Annotated in this window: 4 protein-coding genes; 1 reads left to right on the forward strand and 3 read right to left on the reverse strand. The window is 38.2% G+C overall.

Going from position 1 to position 4,899, the window contains the following annotated elements; translation table 11 throughout:
• The 3 genes from IIC38_19930 to IIC38_19940 form a co-directional block, all read right to left on the reverse strand.
• Positions 1-1,002: ATP-binding protein (locus IIC38_19930; protein ID MCH8128191.1), on the reverse strand; the 1,002-nt coding region annotated here is incomplete at its 3' end.
• 522 nt (positions 1,003-1,524) lie between these two features.
• Positions 1,525-2,721, reverse strand: coding sequence for a sulfate adenylyltransferase (sat, locus tag IIC38_19935; protein MCH8128192.1), 1,197 nt, complete (start codon positions 2,719-2,721; stop codon positions 1,525-1,527).
• Between the two features lie 367 nt (positions 2,722-3,088).
• Complete coding sequence (locus IIC38_19940; protein MCH8128193.1) at positions 3,089-3,784, reverse strand: GPP34 family phosphoprotein; 696 nt, start codon at positions 3,782-3,784, stop codon at positions 3,089-3,091.
• 284 nt (positions 3,785-4,068) lie between these two features.
• Here IIC38_19940 and IIC38_19945 point away from each other — a divergent pair, with 284 nt between their 5' ends.
• Positions 4,069-4,311 (forward strand): DUF4926 domain-containing protein, encoded by a 243-nt coding sequence (locus tag IIC38_19945; GenBank protein MCH8128194.1) that lies wholly within the window; start codon positions 4,069-4,071, stop codon positions 4,309-4,311.
• Positions 4,312-4,899: the final 588 nt, after the last annotated feature.

Genomic DNA, 4,899 nt, shown 5'->3' on the forward strand with positions numbered 1-4,899 from the left:
TATCTCATTTGAATCGATTGTGTTATTCTCGGATATTAAATTTAAAAGTTCTTTGACAAAGTTATATTCACCACCTTTTAAAGAACCACGCAATCTCGTATGCCAATGTTCGAAATGTTGTCGCTGCTTCAACATGCCATCCAGAGCCTGGTTCACAATAGCTTCAGTAACCTGGTTAAAGTTTTCATCCCGATGGAGATTTCGTAATTCATCCAGAATCAATTGAAAGTAGAATGGAATCAACCATTCAATCTGTTGAAGGATATAATCGGTAATCGACTTGGATAAATCAAAATCAACGTTTTCAATAAGAAGCGTGATGAGTTGTTGTGCTTCCTTTTTATTGAGGGGTGGAATTTCCAGCCGGGAGAGATCATTTATCGATCCGATCAAATTCATACTACTCACAACATTTTCCAAACCTATTGAACCGGTATAAATAAACTGCACACATGAACTGATCTCCTTATCCTGCCGCAATTCCCGGTTGCTCTGCAGAAAGTGTCTCCCTGAACTTTCCCCTTCATCAACTATGATGTTCTCTAAAGTCTGTGTAAATTCATCAAGCATAATAACCAATTTGTTGGTTTTCGAGTCGCTGGATTTCAATATTCTGGTAAGCATATTTAAATAGTCATGCTCTTCACTAACACCGAATTCCACCCCATCCGGGCCCACTTTTTTGATAGTCGGTTTATGTTTTTCCAAAAAAGTTAAGACCTTTTGTGATTTTCGCACATAATCTGTTCTCAATATTCTATTAACAATCTTTCTAAAAAATTCATTTTCACTATTGATGGATTCAGTATCGATTAAAAGCATGTTATAATGATCTTTAGGATTTTCCCTAAGATGGATTAACAACGAGGTTTTCCCCACTCTTCTCGGTGCGGCTATCAGGATATGGTTACTGGCTTCAATCATATCCCATGCCTTTTCGATTAATCGTGGTCTCTTAAAATAATTCTCGCCACCAACAGGATTTCCTGTTTGAATCTTCACGGTCATACTCCTTTGACAAAGTTTTTATTGTCATAACATTTGACAATGTATTTATTGTCAAGTTGGATTTCAAGTTTATTTTCTATCAATCTATAAAATTGTGTTACCCCTATTTTTACAGTCCCGGTAGGGACAAAATATTTATAGCAACCATGCTACAAGAAAAAAAGGTATTGTCCGGTAGGGACGAAATAGAGAACACTTGGCATCTTATATCTCGTCCTTACAGGACTTTAACGAGACCAAAGGAATAGAATTGCTATAAATATGGTATCCCTACGAGATTGAAATCGGAAGAAACCAGCAAGAATTAAAAACAGTGACATAGTACGTACTTTTCCAAAATCATACTTAATCTGGATTTTGTCAAAATAGCTAGTACCAGATGCTAAAAAAGCACGCAAATTAGAATGAACAAATATATTATCTCACGCCATAATCTCAGCTAGAGCTTCTATGAATCTATTCCCCCTCATAACAGTAACCTTCAACCTGCAGCTTACCGGGTGGTGAGAAATATTATTACTTCAAAGACATATAGTAATCCATTAGAATCTTGGCCACTTCGGGTCTGGAAAATTCCAGAGGGAGGTCCTCTCCGTTGGTCAGCATCTCACGAACTTTTGTGCCGGAAAGGAAAACATAGTCATCCTTGGTATGATCCGGGTAATCGCGCATCATGACTACTTCATTCAGTTTCTTGGAATAGGCAGTGTGATCGGCATCGAAGATTTTTATTTCCAACGCACCTTCGGGAACCTCATCATGAAAAATCGCCTGGGCGTCGAAACCACCATAATAAGAACCAACACCTGCATGATCGCGGCCAACGATTAAATGAGTACAACCACAATTTTGGCGGAATACCGCATGTAACACCGCTTCGCGCGGACCAGCATAGAGCATGTCAAATCCATACCCGGTAACCATCACCGTATTTGGCGGGAAGTAAAGTTCCACCATTTTACGAATCGAAGCGTCACGAACATCTGCAGGAATGTCACCTGGTTTTAGTTTTCCCAAAAGCATATGGATCAGGATGCCATCAGCGCCCAGCCGTTCATAAGCCATCCGGCACAGCTCCTCATGCGCCCGATGCATTGGATTGCGGGTCTGAAAAGCGACTACTTTTTCCCAACCCCGCTGGCTCATTTCATCACGGATTTGATAAGCTGTCCGGAAGGTATCCGGAAAATCAGTCTTGAAATATGAGAAGCTTAGAACCTTGATAGGACCGGAGACAGTAAACCTTCCAACTGAGTTGAAAGCGGCAACACCCGGATGATCCGTGTCATCGGTCCGAAAGATTTTCATAGTCATTGTTTTCATCTGCTCATCGGTGAACTCCTCGACGGCATCTACTTCCTGAATAGCAATCACCGGATTTCCTTCAACATTAGGATCCCGTAGAGCAATCATCTTTTCATCTTGAATAACGGAAACATCCTTAACCATGTTGAGTATTGGTATTGGGAAGAATACTCCATTCGTAGTCTTCATATTCTCAGCAATACTCATTGCGTCGGCCACATTCATATATCCGGTCAACGGATTAAAATACCCGCCTGCCATCATCACTGCATTTGCAGATGCAGCTGAACAAACCACTACAGATGGGAGCCCTTCCGCTTCTTTAACCAGAGATGCTCTTTGGGCATCATCCATTACGTATAAAGGATTTAGTGTTTCCGAACCATGCGGTTTTATTAATTCACTCATACTTAAAACTCCTTAATGTTAAGCATTTTGTCAAATGTTAATGGTTTTTCGAATTCTTTAGGGATGGTATGTTCTACCCACACTTCAATGAATTTTTAGCAGCAACTGTCACCTCCGGCCATTTTGGCGGAATATTCGATCCATAGATATCCATCACTTATTTATCGGCCAATTTATTAACTTTCTAACCGATACGAACTTTTATATTATTACACCATAAAAGTTTGTTTTTTTAGTAATCTTTAGCACCCCTCGATACACAATCATAAAAAAAATAATTGATTACTGCTCGGGATGCTCGTTTTTAGCTTTATTCTTTCCAAAGGAGCATCCTGAGTAACCGACTTTGTATCGAAGGGTGATCAAATCAAGTACTGACTGTCGTCGTCACAATCGTCGGTGTTATGACAGCAACCATAACAGCCGCTTGCATGGCTTCAATGGCTTCTTTGGTAGCATGACCGGTTAAATCACCATTGATAATTTTTTCGATCCTTTTTTTACGCTCTTTGAGTCTTTTCTTGTCGAAGGACATTTTGAGTAGGTCCGCGCTATTTGCCAATGCAAGGAGGACAACAATTCGAGGATCGATCTGTTCCGCATCAGTGTAAATTGCAACTTGCAATCGTCCGATCAATTTTTTTTCCGGCTCCGGATTGACCTCAGGATAAATTTTCCGGGTAAAAATAAGAAAAACTTTGTCTTCATCGGCACGCAATATACCGCGGCGGCATAGTTGTATTGCAATACGATTCTTGAGATCTTTAACACCAGTAAATCTCGATACCCAGGTTTCGAGCGAAGCACGGCGTTTGGAATCTTGAATTTTTTTGATACATTCGTCGATCACAGGATCACCGAAAGGCTTGGAACTGATGAGCTCCACAAACTTTTTTCTTTTTGTCGCAACAACCTTAATACGATTGCCTAAAAGCAGTTCGGCAAGAATCGCTCCACCAATTGCATATTTATACATGCTTCCGATTTCAACTGTACCCTCCTGGTCTCGGAAAGCAAGCAGCATGATTTCTTCGTGCAGAAAAAGCTTATTCCAATCTGACATCATTACTCCTTTCGGATAAAATGAGTTCTACTTATTGAATCTTCTATCAAGAGAATATTGCGAATTTTCAGTCAAGTTTGAATTAATGACATACAATAATAAATATTTACCACAAAGTTCACAGAAAACACAAAAGGTGCTGAGAATAGAATCAAAAAAAGAGAAGCTAATATCCTGGTGACTTTGTAGTCATTTTGTTGATGTTTAAATTATCTTGTTCGGTACACATGCATTTTTAAATAGAGGTTGTTTTTATTAGCCAGAATGTGTAAATTGCATAAAAAATGAAATACAAACTATTTAAAGAAGTAGCCTTACTTAAAGATATTCCCGAAAAGAAATTAAAAAAGGGAGATGTAGCAACAATCGTAGAACACCATCCGTCGGATACCTCCGAAGATGGATATTCTTTGGAAGTTTTCAATGCACTAGGAGATACCTTTGCCGTTATAACTGTATCGGAGTCTGAAATTGAAACTTTGAAGAAAAGTGAAGTGTTTAGTGTTCGTTCCTTAAAAGCGGTTTAATGCTATTTCTCAAATAATTCCCAGTCACTTTTGATATCCCCTGATAAGCTTTTAAACCATGACTGCATTAAAGGCGATTTTATATCCTCAAGAAGAGATCATAGCAAGGAGGTAAACAATACAAATAATGTTTTACAAAACAAGGGTGGTTAGTATACAAATTTCTTTTGGTTCTGGCGGAGGATGCTTTCTTTTAGGACTTAAGATAAACCAAGATAGGATTTAAGTAATTACTGAAATAAAAACAAGAATGGTCCTGGGAACAGAAATAGGTAGGATCATAGTTAGACTTATTCTCCTACCAAAGGAATATGAAATGTAGTTTTATGCAATAGTAACTTATTTTGAGAATATTAATAAAATTTGAGAATTTAATCATTTGAAAAAACATTCTCTATTATCAAAGTTTCTCTAATAATATATACAATCGCTGATTTCTAGGACTTATTGTCGGTTCCTGTCAATAAAAATGAGACACTTTTCATTTTTTATTTAAGCTAGTTTTTCGGTTTATTAATCCACACCATTTGCTGCAACCTTTTCACTTCTGGTTTTCCCTTCACAAAACGTTCCGGATATTTTTTATAT

This window comes from candidate division KSB1 bacterium (assembly GCA_022566355.1).
Lineage (GTDB): Bacteria > Zhuqueibacterota > JdFR-76 > JdFR-76 > DREG01 > JADFJB01.